The organism is Bradyrhizobium sp. SBR1B, from assembly GCF_014198205.1.
Lineage (GTDB): Bacteria > Pseudomonadota > Alphaproteobacteria > Rhizobiales > Xanthobacteraceae > Bradyrhizobium.
In genome coordinates, this window is sequence record NZ_JACIHC010000004.1 from 272,863 (window position 1) to 286,974 (window position 14,112).

General features: G+C 64.6%; 12 protein-coding genes. 10 read left to right on the forward strand and 2 right to left on the reverse strand.

From position 1 onward, the window contains the following. The first annotated feature begins 569 nt into the window (after window positions 1–569). Window positions 570–1,496: a septal ring lytic transglycosylase RlpA family protein gene (locus GGD61_RS13055; RefSeq protein WP_049814989.1), complete on the forward strand. Its 927-nt coding sequence runs from the start codon at window positions 570–572 to the stop codon at window positions 1,494–1,496. On the opposite strand, the gene GGD61_RS13060 is transcribed toward GGD61_RS13055, so the two are convergent. Continuing rightward, the gene (locus GGD61_RS13060) at window positions 1,493–2,446 is read right to left on the reverse strand and encodes an alpha/beta fold hydrolase (RefSeq protein WP_092258146.1); all 954 of its coding nucleotides are present in this window, start codon (window positions 2,444–2,446) and stop codon (window positions 1,493–1,495) included. The genes GGD61_RS13055 and GGD61_RS13060 overlap by 4 nt on opposite strands. A 153-nt stretch (window positions 2,447–2,599) precedes the next feature. Between GGD61_RS13060 and GGD61_RS13065 the strand changes: the two genes are divergently transcribed. The 9 genes from GGD61_RS13065 (at window position 2,600) to GGD61_RS13105 (ending at window position 12,396) form a co-directional block, all read left to right on the forward strand. Then, window positions 2,600–3,862, forward strand: coding sequence for a D-alanyl-D-alanine carboxypeptidase family protein (locus GGD61_RS13065; protein WP_177237174.1), 1,263 nt, complete (start codon window positions 2,600–2,602; stop codon window positions 3,860–3,862). 1 nt (window position 3,863) lies between these two features. Continuing rightward, window positions 3,864–4,550, forward strand: coding sequence for a dTMP kinase (gene tmk, locus GGD61_RS13070; protein WP_018320476.1), 687 nt, complete (start codon window positions 3,864–3,866; stop codon window positions 4,548–4,550). Next, entirely contained in the window at window positions 4,547–5,593 is a 1,047-nt protein-coding gene (locus GGD61_RS13075) for a DNA polymerase III subunit delta' (protein WP_092258152.1), read from the forward strand. Before tmk ends, GGD61_RS13075 begins: the two co-directional genes overlap by 4 nt. A gap of 108 nt (window positions 5,594–5,701) precedes the next feature. Beyond that, entirely contained in the window at window positions 5,702–7,705 is a 2,004-nt protein-coding gene (metG, locus tag GGD61_RS13080; protein WP_092258155.1) for a methionine--tRNA ligase, read from the forward strand. 12 nt (window positions 7,706–7,717) lie between these two features. Beyond that, window positions 7,718–8,494, forward strand: coding sequence for a TatD family hydrolase (locus tag GGD61_RS13085; protein ID WP_092258158.1), 777 nt, complete (start codon window positions 7,718–7,720; stop codon window positions 8,492–8,494). Window positions 8,495–8,507: 13 nt separating this feature from the next. Further along, the gene (locus GGD61_RS13090; protein ID WP_092258161.1) at window positions 8,508–9,305 is read left to right on the forward strand and encodes an MBL fold metallo-hydrolase; all 798 of its coding nucleotides are present in this window, start codon (window positions 8,508–8,510) and stop codon (window positions 9,303–9,305) included. 177 nt (window positions 9,306–9,482) lie between these two features. After that, window positions 9,483–10,064, forward strand: coding sequence for a TRAP transporter small permease (locus GGD61_RS13095; protein WP_092258164.1), 582 nt, complete (start codon window positions 9,483–9,485; stop codon window positions 10,062–10,064). Between the two features lie 2 nt (window positions 10,065–10,066). Beyond that, the gene (locus GGD61_RS13100) at window positions 10,067–11,380 is read left to right on the forward strand and encodes a TRAP transporter large permease (protein WP_092258167.1); all 1,314 of its coding nucleotides are present in this window, start codon (window positions 10,067–10,069) and stop codon (window positions 11,378–11,380) included. A gap of 38 nt (window positions 11,381–11,418) precedes the next feature. Then, the gene (locus tag GGD61_RS13105; RefSeq protein ID WP_092258170.1) at window positions 11,419–12,396 is read left to right on the forward strand and encodes a TRAP transporter substrate-binding protein; all 978 of its coding nucleotides are present in this window, start codon (window positions 11,419–11,421) and stop codon (window positions 12,394–12,396) included. Between the two features lie 58 nt (window positions 12,397–12,454). On the opposite strand, the gene GGD61_RS13110 is transcribed toward GGD61_RS13105, so the two are convergent. Beyond that, window positions 12,455–14,104: an acyl-CoA synthetase gene (locus GGD61_RS13110; protein ID WP_183230764.1), complete on the reverse strand. Its 1,650-nt coding sequence runs from the start codon at window positions 14,102–14,104 to the stop codon at window positions 12,455–12,457. Window positions 14,105–14,112 lie beyond the last annotated feature (8 nt).

Sequence of the window (14,112 nt, forward strand, 5' to 3'; positions counted from 1 at the left end):
TACCAGGTCATGGTTACGCATGTGACACCTGCCGCTCTCGTTTTCGATGCTCGCTCGGATCGATCAAAATTGTCCGAACGCGCCGCTTGAAAGAGGTGATGCTTGCCGTCTGCGCGAGTGCCGTTAGGCCCTCGTGCGGTAACCTTCAAACGCATGGGCCAGGAAGATCCCCGCGCTTACCAGACCCATCAGTGCCGAAACCGTCTCGATCATCGTTAAATTCCAAATCCCGCCCTTGCATCCGAGAGAACGCGTGCGGCCTTGCACAGTCAAAAGAATTCCAGTGAAGGCAGCGACAATGGGGGTGGAGTGAGGATTCGGCGCAACAGAATGTCCAGCCGTGGCACAGGGTTGGCGCCATCGCTCCGTAGAACAACGGAAAAATGCGAACGTCTCGTTTACCATCCCGGCGGGATCGCTGTGGGCTCCCCATTTCCGCCGTGTTCGGGTTGCGTTATCGTTACCGCATCCGACGCGGTGGTGGGCCGCCTCGGATTAAAGGACCGGACAGCGCTCCCCGTAGCCAAAGCGGGGTGGGTACGCCTCCGGCAAAGTGGTATTTGGGGCGCATGGGGATCCGACGGTCAGATTCGGTTTTGCGGGCCGCGCGTGGTGCTGCGGCGGTCGCGGCCTGCGTTGCGCTGGCCAATTGCGCCTCCTCCAACAAATTCGCCAGCCGCGTCGATCCGAAATATGGCGTGTCCTCGAGCCCCCGGGTCGTGGCGTTCGGGGACCCGGTCCCGAAGGGCGGCGGCACCTACCGCGTCGGCAAGCCCTATGTCGTGGCCGGCCGGACCTACGTGCCCGAGGAGGACGTCAACTACCGCGCCGAGGGCATGGCGTCCTGGTACGGCGATGACTTCCACGGCCGCCTGACCGCCAACGGCGAAGTGTTCGACATGACCTCGCTGACCGCGGCGCATCCGACCCTGCCGATGCCGTCCTATGCGCGAGTGACCAATGTCTCGAACGGCAAGTCGCTGATCGTGCGCGTCAATGACCGCGGCCCCTATCACGGCAACCGCCTCATCGATGTCTCGAACAAGGCCGCCGAACTGCTTGAATTCAAAGGCAATGGCGTCGCAAAGGTCCGCGTCGAATATGTCGGCCGGGCGCCGCTCGAAGGCTCCGACGACCGCCAGCTTCTGGCGACCCTGCGCACCGGCGTTCCGGCGCCGTCGCCCTCGATGGTGCGGGTCGCCTCGGCCAAGCCCTTCGTGCCGGAATTGCCGGGATCGAGCCGCGGTGCCATTCGCGGCGACGTGCCGATGCCGGAGGGGCGGCCCTATAATCTCGGCACCACCTCCGCCGACATGGCCTCGCTCAATGCGACCTCGGAAATGTCGGCCTCGAGCCGCGGCCGGGGCCGGGCGGTCCACAACGCGCGCGCCGTGTCCTATGACGCGGACGGCCGCTACGCGGCGGAGAACGCGCCGTCATCGGCCGACGGGGCCGCCGAGGCCCGCAGCATCCTGAGCGGCCGCGGGCTCTATTAGGCTGCGCTTTCCTTCAGGAATTGCACCAGCGCCGCGTTCACCTCGTCGGGCCGTTCCTGCTGCACCCAATGGCCGGCGCCCTCGATGATCAGCTTCTGCTTCAGATTGGGCAGCACGCGCTCGAGCTCGTTGACGCGCTTGGCACCGATCAGGCCGGTGATGACGGCGTCCCTGGAGCCGGCGATGAACAGCGAGGGCTGATGGATCTGCGCGTCCTGCCAGGGCGCCGTCAGCTCCCAATTGCGGTCGATGTTGCGGTACCAATTCAGCCCGCCGCGAAAGCCGGACTTGCGGAAGCTCTCGGTGAAATAGGCGAGGTCAGCCTCGCCGAGCCAGCCGGGCAGCGGCTCCTCGGTGGTGGCGTGGCTGAGAAAGCCCTTGCCCTCCTGCACGAACATGGCGGCAGTGGGATCGGCAAGGCCGCGTCCGCCGAGCACGATGCGCATGGTGCGGGCGACGTCTCGTTCCAGCTCGGCCTCGGCGACGCCGGGCGCCTGGAAGTACTGCCAGTAGAAATTGGTGACGCCGCCCTGGCGCAAGAGGTCGAGCGGCTTGCCGCGGCCGCGGAACGGCGGCGGCACGCTGAGGCCCGCGACCGCCGTGAAGATGTCGGGCCGGAACAGCGCCGCATGCCAGGCAACCGGTGCGCCCCAATCGTGGCCGACGACCATCGCCTTGGTCTCGCCGAGCGCCTGCACGAGACCGACCATGTCGCCGACCGTGTCGAAAATCGAGTAGGCCGCGACCTCAGGCGGCGCGGCGCTCTGGCCGTAGCCGCGCATGTCGGGGGCGACGACGTGAAACCCGGCCGCGGCCAGCGCGGGGATCTGGTGGCGCCAGGAATAGGACAGCTCCGGCCAACCATGGCACAGCACGACCAGCGGACCCTGGCCGGCTTCGCGGATGAAGAGATCGATGCCGTTGGCCTTGATCACGCGGGTGGAGGACATCGCTTTTCCGCCTTGTTTCAGGGGTTTGGTCGAGAAACATAAGGCGCCACGATAGGGGCGCGGCGAGAATCGTGCAATCTCAGGGACAGGCGTCGAACCGCGTGTTGTTCGCATCTGTTCCAACTGTTAGAACGCCTCTCTCAGGGCTTCGCCATGGCATTTCGTCTTCCTTTGCTTCGTCGCAACCGGCTCACCGCCGGAACACTGGCGCGCGGGCTGGTCGCCGCGATTCTGGTGGCAAGCATCGGCTGGAGCGGGGCGCTTCTGGCCGCCAACCAGAGCATCCAGGGCGCCAAGAAGCCGGACGATGCCGGATTCGACGGCGATGCCCCGACCGCGATCCTGATCGAGGCCTCCTCAGGCAGCGTGCTGTTCGAGAAGAACGCCGACGAGCTCCGAGCGCCCTCCAGCATGATGAAGCTGATGACGGCGGAGGTCGTCTTCAATGCCATCAAGAAGGGCGACATCAAGCTGACCGACGAATACCGGATCAGCGAGAACGCCTGGCGCCGGGGAGGCGCGCCCTCCGGTGGCTCGACCATGTTCGCCGCCATCAACAGCAAGGTCTCGGTCGACGATCTCCTGCACGGCGCGATCATCCAGAGCGGCAACGATGCCTGCATCGCGCTCGCCGAGGCCATGGCGGGCAACGAGAAGATTTTCGCGGCGGACTTCATGACCAAGCGCGCCCGCGAGCTCGGCCTGACCAAATCGACCTTCGGCAACTCCAACGGTTTGCCCGACCCCGCCAACAAGATGACGGTGCGCGAGCTTGGCATGCTCGCCCGGCACATCATCCTGGACTTTCCGGAGTTCTACAAACTGTTCGGCGAGAAGGAGTACACCTGGAACAAGATCCGCCAGCCCAACCGCAATCCGCTGCTCAATTCGATGGAAGGCGCCGACGGGCTGAAGACCGGCTATACCAAGGAGGGCGGCTACGGCATGGTCGGCTCGGCGGTGCAGAACGGCACGCGGCTGATCGTCGTCGTCAACGGACTGGAAGACCCGGAGGATCGCGCCACGGAAGCCAAGAAAATGCTGGAATGGGGTTTCCGCAATTTCGAGACCCGCACGCTGATCGCGGCCGAGCAGCCCGTCGGCTACGCCAAGGTGTTCGGCGGCGAGAGCCGCTCGGTCAAGCTCGTCGCCAAGACTCCGGTGAAGGTGATGGTGCACAAGAACGGCAGCGACAAGCTGATTGCGCGCGTCGTCTATAGCGGTCCGGTGCGGGCGCCGGTCGAGGCCGGCCAACGGGTCGGCGTGGTCAGGGTCTGGCGCAGCGGCAACATCGCGGTGGAGACGCCGGTCTATGCGGCCGAAGCGATAGGCACCGGCTCGACCGTGCGACGCGCGATCGACGGCGCCAGCGAGCTCGTGATCGGCATGTTCCGCGCAGGCGCCGAGAAGCTCTGACATGAGTGAGAGCGCGCTACAGCGGCCGTCCGGACGCGGACGCTTCGTCACCTTTGAAGGCGGCGAGGGCACGGGCAAGTCGACCCAGATCAAGAAGCTTGCCGACCGCCTCAAGGCGGCAAAGCTCCGCATCCGCGTCACGCGCGAGCCGGGCGGCTCGCCGGGCGCCGAGATCATGCGTCATCTGGTGCTGTCGGGCATGGGCAAGCTGCTCGGCCCCGAGGCGGAGACGCTGTTGTTCGCCGCCGCGCGTGATGACCATGTCCGCACCGTGATCCTGCCTGCGCTCAACCAGGGCACCTGGGTGCTGTGCGACCGCTTCGCCGACTCGACGCGGGCCTATCAGGGCAGCCTCGGCCAAGTGCCTGAGGGCCTGATCAACGCGATGCAGCGGGTCACGATCGGCGATCTCAAGCCGGACCTCACCATCATCCTCGACCTGCCGGTCGAGATCGGCCTGCAACGCGCCGCCGCGCGCCGCGGCAACAGCACGCCCGACCGGTTCGAGGGCGAGAAGCTCGGTTTTCACCAGGGCCTGCGCGAGGCCTATCGCAAGATTGCCGAGGACGATCCCGCACGCTGCGTGCTGATCGACGCCAATTCCGACCCTGACACGGTCGCAGGCCGTGTCTGGACGGCGCTGCGCGATCGTCTCCTTCCCACACCAGCCTCGGTGGTTTCCGTATGAGCCCGCGTCAGACCGAGCGCGAAACCGCCATTCCGCACCCGCGCGAGATATCGAAACTGTTCGGTCATCGCGAAGCCGAGACCGCGCTGTTGACGGCCTATCGCAGCGGCCGCATCCCTCACGCCTGGCTGATCGGCGGGCCGCAGGGCATCGGCAAGGCGACCCTGGCCTATCGGATGGCGCGCTTCGTGCTCGCCCATGGCCAGCCGCTGGCGGAAGCCGTGCAGCGCGCCGAAGACCTCGCGATCGATCCCAATGACGCCGTGGCGCGGCAGGTGGCGGCCGCCTCGCATGGCGGCCTGCTGACGCTGGAGCGTACCGCCAACGATCGCGGCGTGATGCGCACCGTGATCACCGTGGACGAGACGCGCGAGACCATCGGCTTCTTCGGCTCGACTGCCGCGGCCGAAGGCTGGCGCGTCTGCATCGTCGACACCGTCGACGAGCTCAATCCGAACGCGGCCAACGCGCTGCTGAAAATCCTCGAGGAACCGCCGCAGCAATCGCTGTTCCTTTTGGTCAGCCACGCGCCCGCGCGCGTGCTCGCCACCATCCAGTCGCGCTGCCGCAAGCTGCGCCTGCGGCCGCTCGCCACCGATGATGTGATTGGCGCTGCGGCTTCGGCCGCCGATCTCGATCCGAGCGATCCCGCGCTGCGCGAGGCCGCGGAGGCCTCCGAGGGCAGCGTTGCAAGGGCGCTGACGCTGCTCGGCGGTGACGCGCTGAAGCTTCAGCAACGCACGGCGGCGCTGCTCGCGCGCCTGCCGCAGGTCGATCCGCGCGAATTGCACACGCTCGGCGATTCGCTTCCCACTAGCGACCGCGTCGCGCTCGCCGCCTTCATCGATGGCATCGATCGCTGGATCGCGGAACGTCTGCATGCGGACGAGGCCAATGCCAACCAGAACCTGCCGCGCCTTGCGCGCCTAGCTGAGGTATGGGAAAAGATCGTCCGCGCCGCGCGCGACACCGAAACCTATAATCTGGAGCGCAAGCCCTTGGTGTTCTCGGTGTTCGGCTGGCTGGCGGACGCAACGCGCTAAAGCATGATCCGGAAAAGTGCGCAGCGGTTTTCCGAAAGATCATGCGCAAATCAATAATCGAACTCAGGTTCGTTTCCAGATTTCGAGAAGCCGGTAAAGGAATTCGTCGTGGCAACGCGAGCTAAGAAAACTGCTAAAGACAAGGGCCGCAACAAGGCTGCGAAGAAAGCCGCAAAGAAGGCCGTGAAGGCGCGTGCGAAGGCCAACGCCAAGGCGGCCAAGAAAGTCAAGAAGACCAAGAAGGCCCCGGCCAAGAAGGGCGCGAAGAAGAGCACCGTGAAGACGGCAAAGAAGGCGGTCAAGAAGGCTGCGAAGAAGCCGGCCGTCGCCAAGAAGCCAGCTAACAAATCAGCCAAGAAATCCGCCAAGAAATCCGCCAAGGCTCCCGCGAAGACGGTGGCCAAGAAGGCGAGGGTGGTCGCGCCTGTGATCGCAGCGCCGGCCCCCGCCGCCACGCTGCCGAAGGTTGTCAAGCCGAAGGCACCCCGCGCGCCGAAGCCCGCTGCGGCTCCGCAAGCCGCAACGCCCGCAGCCACACCAAAGGCTGCGGCGCCCGTGGCCGCGCCCGCGCGCGACAATGTCTTCTACATCACGACAGCGATCGCCTATCCCAATGGCAGTCCGCATATCGGCCACGCCTATGAAGCGATCGCGACCGACGTGCTGGCACGCTTTGCGCGGCTCGACGGCAAGGACGTGTTCTTCCTGACCGGCACCGACGAGCACGGCCAGAAGATGGTGCAGACGGCGGCCGGCGAGAACATGGCCGTCTCAGCGCTCGCGGCCCGCAATGCCGGTCGCTTCAAGGAGATGGACGAGCGTCTGAACGTGTCGTTCGACCGCTTCATCCGCACCACCGAGGAGCAGCATCATCGCTCCAGCCAGGAGATCTGGCGGCGCATGGAAGCGAACGGCGATATCTATGCCGACATCTATGCCGGCTGGTATTCCGTGCGGGACGAGGCGTATTACGCCGAGGATGAGACGCGCTTGAACGATGACGGCGTCCGGCTGGGCCCGCAGGGCACGCCGGTCGAATGGGTCGAGGAGAAGAGCTATTTCTTCCGGCTGTCGGCATACCAGGACAAGCTGTTGAAGCTCTATGCGGATCAGCCTGACTTCATCGGGCCGGACTCCCGCAAGAACGAGGTGGTGAGCTTCGTCAGAGGCGGCCTGCGTGATCTCTCGATCTCGCGCACCACCTTCGATTGGGGCGTCAAGGTGCCTGGTGACGAAGAGCACGTGATGTATGTCTGGGTCGACGCGCTGACCAACTACATCACCGGCGTCGGCTTCCCCGATGAGAACGACGGAAACTGGCGTTATTGGCCGGCCGACGTGCACATCATCGGCAAGGACATCATCCGATTCCACGCGGTGTATTGGCCGGCGTTCCTGCTGTCGGCCGGGATTCCGCTGCCGAAGCGCGTCTATGCCCACGGCTTCCTGTTCAGCAGGGGCGAGAAGATGTCGAAGTCGGTCGGCAACGTCGTCGATCCCTTCAATCTTGCCGACCAGTACGGCGTCGATCAGGTGCGCTATTTCTTCCTGCGCGAGGTGCCGTTCGGACAGGACGGCAACTACAATCACGAGGCCATCGTGGCGCGCATCAACGCCGATCTCGCCAACGATCTCGGCAACCTCGCGCAGCGTTCGCTGTCGATGATCGCCAAGCAACTCGGCGGCGTGCTGCCCGAGCCCGGCGAATTCAGCGACAACGACAAGGCAATCCTGGCGATGGCCGACGGCATGGTCGCCGCATCGCGCGAGGCCATGGCAATGCAGCAGATCCATCACTGGCTCAACGCCGTCTGGGCCGTGGTCGCGGAGGCCAACCGCTATTTCGCGGGCGAGGCGCCGTGGGCGCTCGCCAAGACCGACCCGGCCAGGCAGAAGACGGTGCTCTACGTCACCGCCGAAGTCGTGCGCCAGATCGCGATCCTGGCGCAGCCCGCGATGCCGACCGCCTCGGGATTGCTGCTCGACAGCCTCGGCATCCCGGACGGGGAGCGCAACTTCGCCATGCTCGGCGGTGCCAAGCGCATCGCGCCCGGCTCGACCCTGCCGGCGCCGACGCCGGCGTTCCCGCGCTACATCGAGCCGGCAGCCTAGGACGTTTGCGCGATGCTGGTCGACAGCCACTGCCATCTGGATTTTCCGGACTTTGCGGAAGATCTCGACGGGATCGTATCGCGGGCCCGCGCGGCCGGCATCGGCCGCATGGTCACGATCTCGACCCGGGTGCGGAAGCTCGATCAGCTTCTGGCCATCACTGAGCGCTATGAGGACGTCTACTGCTCGGTCGGCACTCATCCGCACAATGCGGATGAGGAGGACGGTATCGCATCGGATGAGCTGGTTGCGCTGACGGAGCATCCCAAGGTCGTCGCGCTTGGCGAAGCCGGGCTCGACTATTTTTACGACAACGGCTCGCCAGAGGCGCAGGCGAGGGGCTTTCGCGCCCACATCGCCGCCGCCCGCACCACCGGCCTGCCGCTGGTGATCCACACCCGCGAAGCCGACGAGGACTGCGCACGCATCCTGGAGGAGGAGGCGGCCAAGGGCGCGTTTCGCGCCGTGCTGCATTGCTACACCGGCGGACGCGAGCTGGCGCTGAAGGCGGTGTCGCTCGGGCTCTATATCGGTTTCACGGGCATCCTGACCTTCAAGAAATCAGAGACCTTGCGGGCGCTGGCGGCCGAACTGCCGGCCGATCGCATCTTGGTCGAAACGGACTCGCCCTATCTTGCGCCCGGCAAGTTCCGGGGAAAACGCAACGAGCCCGCTTTTGTGGTCGAGGTCGCCAAAGTGCTGGCCGAGACGCGCGGCGTATCGTTTGACGAGATCTCGCGCCAGACCAGCGAGAACTTCTTCCGCCTGTTCTCGAAGGTGAAAGCTTGAAACCGGGAGCCGCATGACGCTGACGCTGACGATCCTGGGCTGCGGCTCCTCCGCCGGCGTGCCGCGCCCGGCGCTGGGCTGGGGCGCTTGCGATCCCAACAATCCCAAGAACCGCCGCCGCCGCTGTTCGCTACTGGTCGAGCGGAAGTCCGAGCACGGCACCACGCGCATCGTGATCGACACCTCGCCGGACCTGCGCGAGCAACTGCTCTCGACCAATGTCGATCACATCGACGCGGTGTTCCTGACCCATGAGCACGCCGATCAGACCCACGGCATGGACGATCTGCGTTCGGTCGTGATGCACATGCGCCGTCGTATCCCGACCTATTTCAACCTGTCGACCGCCAAGGACATCATGGCGCGGTTCTCGTATTGCTTCATCTCGCCGGAGGGCAGCGACTATCCGCCGATCCTGACGCGGCATTCGATCGAGGCGGGCGAAAGCCAGACCATTCTGGGGAAGGGCGGCGCGGTGACGATGACAGCCTTCCTGGTGCAGCACGGCGCCATTCCCGCGCTCGGCTATCGCATCGGGGACGCCGCCTACACGCCCGACCTCAACGACATCCCGCGCGAAAGCTGGGGCGCGCTGGAGAATCTGGACCTCTGGATCGTCGACGGCCTGCGCTACACCAACCATGTCAGCCATTTCAGCATCAACGATGCGCTGTCCTGGATCGAACGGTTCAAGCCGAAGCGCGCAGTCATCACCAACATGACGGCCGATGTCGACTACGAAGTCATCCGGCAATCGCTGCCCGCGGGCGTCGTGCCCGCTTTTGACGGGCTGCGGCTGGAGACGCGCTGAACCTGCGGTAGAAACTCCCGCCACAAGCAGGCATAGTCCTTGCTTGCGTCGGTTGCATCATGTTGATCTAACGTCTGAAAGACAGACGCTGGGCAAGGGCGATATTGAAGAGGATCGGCGGCTAGCGATGTGTGACCGCCGGGTCGACTGAATCGCCTCATGTGAGATGAGGATCGCGTGGCAGGGGACGAAGTAACGGCCGGAGGACTGGTGCGCCGAGCGCTGGATCTCCTTTATCTCGGGGCAGGCTACGCCGCCGGCGTCTTCCTGGTTGCGATCTTTGCAATCATGATGGCCATGTCGGTCGGGCGCCAGTTTGCGATCAACATTCCCGCCGGGGATGATTTCGCGTCCTGGTGCATGGCCGCGATGGCGTTCCTCGGCCTCGCGCATACCTTCAAGCGCGGAGAGATGATCCGCGTCGGCCTGCTGCTGGAACGCCTGCATGGTCGGACCAAGCAGATCGCGGAGATCGTGGCCCTCGGTATCGCCACCGCCTTCATTCTCTATTTCACCCGCTATGCCGTGCAGATGACCTACGATTCCTGGCGCTTCAACGATGTGGCGCAGGGCGTCGTCCCGCTTCCGCTCTGGATTCCGCAGCTCGGTTTCGCCGGCGGTCTTGCCATCCTGTCGATCGCGTTGATCGATGAGATGGTCAATGTCGTCAGCGGCAATCGGCCGAGCTACGAGAAGGGCTCGCCGGACGAAACGCCGGAAGAATTCGTCGAGCGCATCTCGCAGGGCGGCGGAGGTTGACCATGGCCAATCTCGGCATGATCGAGCTGTCGTTCGTCCTGCTCGGCGTCATGATCCTGCTGCTGGGAAGCGGCATCTGGATCGCGGTGTCGCTCGGGCTCGTCGGCTTCGTGGCAATGGCACTGACGACCAGCCTGCCGCTCGGCGCCGTGCTCGCCACCACCACCTGGAGCGCCAGCGCGTCGTGGACGCTGGCTGCGCTGCCGCTGTTCATCTGGATGGGCGAAATTCTCTTCCGTACCAAATTGTCGGAAGAAATGTTTCGGGGCTTGTCGCCCTGGGTTCAGTGGCTGCCGGGACGTCTGACCCACGTCAACGTGATCGGCTGCGGCATCTTCGCGGCGGTGTCGGGCTCTTCGGCCGCGACCTGCGCGACCATCGGCAAGATCGCGCTGCCCGAACTCGACAAGCGTGGATACGACAAGGGCTTGAGCCTGGGCTCGCTCGCAGGCTCAGGCACGCTCGGCCTCCTGATCCCACCCTCGATCCCGATGGTGGTCTACGCGGTCACGGCGAATGTCTCCGTGCTGCAGGTGTTCCTCGGCGGCTTCCTGCCGGGCGTACTCGTGATGGCGCTCTATTCGGGCTACATCATCATCTGGTCGCTGCTCAATCCCAAGAAGGTTCCGCCGCGCGATCCGCCGATGCCATTCCGACAGAAGCTGCGGGAGTCGGCAAAGCTCGCGCCCTGTATGCTCCTGATCATGGCGGTCTTCTTCTCGCTGGTGCTGGGCTTTGCGACCGCCACGGAATGCGCGGCATGGGGCGTCACGGGCGCGTTGCTGCTGGCCTGGTGGAGCGGCACGCTCACGCGCAAGAACTTTCTCGAGAGCATCATGAGCGCGACGCGCCTGACCTGCATGATCATGCTGATCCTGGCAGGCGCAGCCTATACCACGGCCGCGATGGCCTATACGGGCATTCCTGCCGCGCTCGCCACCTGGGTCCAGGGGCAGCAGCTCACGCCGAGCATGCTCGCACTGTATTTGAGCATCATGTACATCATCCTCGGCTGCCTGATCGACGGCATCTCGATGATCGTGCTGACCGCCGTCATCGTGCTGCCGATGGTCAGGCAGGCCGGACTCGATCTGGTCTGGTTTGGCGTCTACCTTATCATCCACGTCGAGATGGCGCAGATCACGCCGCCGGTCGGGTTCAATCTGTTCGTGCTGCAGAACATGAGCGGGCGCGACACGTTCACCGTTGCGCGGGCGGCGTTTCCGTTCTTCATCCTGCTGCTGGCCGCCGTCTTCATCATCACGGAGTATCCGCAGATCGTGATGTTCCTGCCCAAGCTCGCCTTCCCAGACTGAGCGTACCGGTGTTTAAATTGACTGTGAGGAGAAGCCTGATGATGTCTCGTTTGTTTCGCGCATTCTTGACCGCCGGCGTGGTCGTGGCCGCGACACCCGCTTTGGCTCAGACCAAATGGAATCTGCCGGCAGCGTATCCCGCCGATAATCCGCACTCCGAAAACCTGGTCGCCTTCGCCAAGGACGTCGAAGCCGCCACGTCCGGGAAGCTCCTGATCACGGTCCATCCCGGCGCCTCGCTGTTCAAGGCACCCGACATCAAGCGCGCAGTGGTGACCGGGCAGGCGCAGATGGGCGAAGTGCTGCTCTCGATCCACGAGAACGAGGATCCGTTGTTCGGCGTCGACGTCGTGCCGTTCCTGGCGACCAGCTTCCCTGACGCAATGAAGCTGTATCAGGCCTCCAAGCCTGCAATCGCCAAGAAGCTCGATGCGCAGGGTCTCAAGCTGCTGTTCGTGGTGCCCTGGGCGCCGCAGGGCGTCTATGTCAACAAGCCGCTCGCATCGATCGAAGACATGAAGGGCCTGAAATGGCGGGCCTATAACGTCGGCACCGCGCGCATCGGCGAGCTGGTCGGCGCGCAGTCGGTCACGATCCAGGCGGCGGAACTGCCGCAGGCGCTTGCCACTGGCGTGGTGAATTCCTTCATGTCCTCGGGCGGCACGGGCTACGACGCGAAGGCCTGGGAGTCGCTGAAGTATTTCTACGACGTGCAGGCCTGGATTCCCAAGGACTACACCTTCGTCAACAAGGCCGCGTTCGAGGCGCTCGACAAGCCGACCCAGGAAGCCATCCTCAAGGCGGCGGCAACGGCGGAAACCCGCGGCTGGAAGGCCTGGCAGGACAAGAGCACGTGGTATCTCGATCAGCTCAAGGCGAAAGGCATGAACGTCGAGCCGCCGAGCCCGGCGTTGAAGGCCGGCTTCCAGAAAATCGGCGAACAGCTCACGGCCGACTGGCTCAAGAAGGCAGGGGCCGATGGTCAGGCGGTCGTCGAGGCCTACAAGAAGATGTGAGGACTGATGTCTTCCGCCCGCCACGTGTTCGTGCGGGCGGAAGACTCTCAGACGATGTTCAAGCCGTAATCGCCTTCACTGATCCCACTTCGCTGCGCAGCAGGAATTTTTGAATCTTGCCCGTGGACGTTTTCGGGATAGGTCCGAACACGACGGCTTTCGGCGTCTTGAAGCCCGACATGTGGCTGCGGCAGAACGCGATGATGTCGGCTTCGCTGGCGCTGGCGCCGTCCTTCAACTCGACGAAGGCGCAAGGCACTTCGCCCCACTTCGGATCGGGCTTTGCGACCACGGCGGCGAACAGCACGGCCGGGTGCTTGTAGAGGATGTCCTCGACCTCGACGGAGGAGATGTTCTCGCCGCCGGAAATGATGATGTCCTTGGAGCGGTCCTTGATGATGACGTAGCCGCGCTCGTCGAGCACGCCGAGATCGCCGGTGTGAAACCAGCCGCCCTCGAAGGCTTCCTTGGTCGCCTTCTCGTTCTTGAGATAGCCCTTCATCACGATGTTGCCGCGGAACATGACCTCGCCGATGGTCTCGCCGTCGCGCGGCACCTCTTGCATCGTCTTCGGATCGATGACGGTGACGCCTTCCTCGAGCGGGTAGGGCACGCCCTGCCGGCGCTTCATGCGTGCGCGTTCGGCGGGCGGAAGCTCGTCCCAGCCGGGCTGCTCGGCGCAGACGGAGGCGGGGCCGTAGACCTCGGTCAGGCCGTAGACATGGGTCAGCTTGATGCCGATGTTCTCGGCGCCTTCGAGTACGGCGACCGGCGGCGCGGCACCTGCGATCAGGCCGACGACCCGGCGCGCCGCGTTGCCTTTGGGCGCATCGGGCGCGTTGATCAGCGTGTTGTAGACGATCGGCGCGCCGCACATGTGGGTGACGCCGTGCTGCTTGATCAGCTCGAAGATCCTGGTCGGCTCGACCTTGCGCAGGCAGACATTGATGCCGGCGGATGCCGCGATGGTCCAGGGAAAGCACCAGCCGTTGCAGTGGAACATCGGCAGCGTCCAGAGATAGACCGGATGCTGGCCGAGATTGCCGGCAAGGATGTTGCTGACGGCGTTGAGATAGGCGCCGCGATGATGGGTGACGACGCCCTTGGGATTGCCGGTCGTGCCCGAGGTGTAGCTCAGCGCGATCGCGTCCCACTCGTCCTGCGGCAGGATCGCCGTGAACGCAGGATCGCCTTCCGCGACCGCTGCTTCATATTCGATCTCGCCGATGCGACCGCCGCCTTTGAACGATGCGTCGTCGACGTCGACCACGAACGGCTTGGGGCCAGTCATCTGCGCCAGCGCATCGCTGATCACGCCCGAAAACTCGGGATCGACCAGGATGATTTTTGCGCCGCCATGGTCGAGCTGGAATGCGATCGAAGGCGCATCGAGGCGGATGTTGAGCGCGTTGAGCACAGCGCCGGTCATCGGCACGGCAAAATGCGCCTCGTTCATCGCAGGAATGTTCGGCAGCATCGCCGCCACGGTATCGCCGACGCCAATGCCCTTGCGCGCGAGCCAGGACGCGAAACGCTTGCAGCGCTCATAGGTCTGCGCCCAGTTGAAGCTGCGCCCCTCGTAGACCGTACTGACATGATCGGGATAGACGGCGGCGCTGCGCGCGAGGAAGCTTAGGGGGCTCAGCGGCACGTAATTGGCGGGCGTCTTGTCGAGGCCGATATTGTACTGGTTCTGCCGCTCACTCATCGACACCC

Excerpts from the sequence above, each read along its gene's own strand:
- GGD61_RS13055 (WP_049814989.1), top strand. The coding sequence starts at position 570 with ATGGGGATCCGACGGTCAGATTCGGTTTTGCGGGCCGCGCGTGGTGCT.
- GGD61_RS13060 (WP_092258146.1), bottom strand. The coding sequence starts at position 2,446 with ATGTCCTCCACCCGCGTGATCAAGGCCAACGGCATCGATCTCTTCATC.
- GGD61_RS13065 (WP_177237174.1), top strand. The coding sequence starts at position 2,600 with ATGGCATTTCGTCTTCCTTTGCTTCGTCGCAACCGGCTCACCGCCGGA.
- tmk (WP_018320476.1), top strand. The coding sequence starts at position 3,864 with ATGAGTGAGAGCGCGCTACAGCGGCCGTCCGGACGCGGACGCTTCGTC.
- GGD61_RS13075 (WP_092258152.1), top strand. The coding sequence starts at position 4,547 with ATGAGCCCGCGTCAGACCGAGCGCGAAACCGCCATTCCGCACCCGCGC.
- GGD61_RS13085 (WP_092258158.1), top strand. The coding sequence starts at position 7,718 with ATGCTGGTCGACAGCCACTGCCATCTGGATTTTCCGGACTTTGCGGAA.
- GGD61_RS13090 (WP_092258161.1), top strand. The coding sequence starts at position 8,508 with ATGACGCTGACGCTGACGATCCTGGGCTGCGGCTCCTCCGCCGGCGTG.
- GGD61_RS13100 (WP_092258167.1), top strand. The coding sequence starts at position 10,067 with ATGGCCAATCTCGGCATGATCGAGCTGTCGTTCGTCCTGCTCGGCGTC.
- GGD61_RS13105 (WP_092258170.1), top strand. The coding sequence starts at position 11,419 with ATGATGTCTCGTTTGTTTCGCGCATTCTTGACCGCCGGCGTGGTCGTG.
- GGD61_RS13110 (WP_183230764.1), bottom strand. The coding sequence starts at position 14,104 with ATGAGTGAGCGGCAGAACCAGTACAATATCGGCCTCGACAAGACGCCC.